We start from the raw sequence: 502 nt of genomic DNA on the forward strand, positions 1-502 counted from the left end.
CGTGTGGGGCAACCGGTGGGCGCTGACCTCCGCGCTGGCCGAGGCGCTGACCTGGCACGAGAACTCCGAGATCGCGGCCGAGAAACTCGACGAGCTGCGGAACGCTTTCGCCGACCAGTGGGGTGTGGTCATCGACACCGAGCAGATGCAGGTCAGCATCAATCCCGGCTTCGACCCGATCGCTCGCCAGACCTACGTCGAAGCCTCCGCGCTGTTCGCCCGTCAAGGCGAGGTGATCGACCAGGTCGGCGGGCTGGCGCTCGACGAGTCCACCAAAACCGCGGCGACACAGGCGCTTTTGCGGTGGCGAGGCGAGAGCATCGACGAGGACCCCGCGGCCGCGCTGGCGGCTGTCGAGCAGCGGCGGGTGCAGCTGGCCGCTGATCTGGATTCCGCCGGCATCACCGGAGACGACCGCGCCCGCATCGACTTCGTCGTCGACTACCTCACCGGAGACACCCGAGACATCGACCTTCTCGCCTCGCCGGTGTGGGTCGACCCG

1 pseudogene is annotated in these 502 nt (G+C 68.5%); it reads left to right on the forward strand.

What is annotated here, in order from left to right:
- Positions 1-502 (forward strand): annotated as a pseudogene (locus tag A5780_RS40980) (hypothetical protein); the annotation flags it as partial.

The sequence above is a fragment of the Nocardia sp. 852002-20019_SCH5090214 genome (assembly GCF_001665865.1).
GTDB classification, from domain to species: domain Bacteria; phylum Actinomycetota; class Actinomycetes; order Mycobacteriales; family Mycobacteriaceae; genus Nocardia; species Nocardia nova.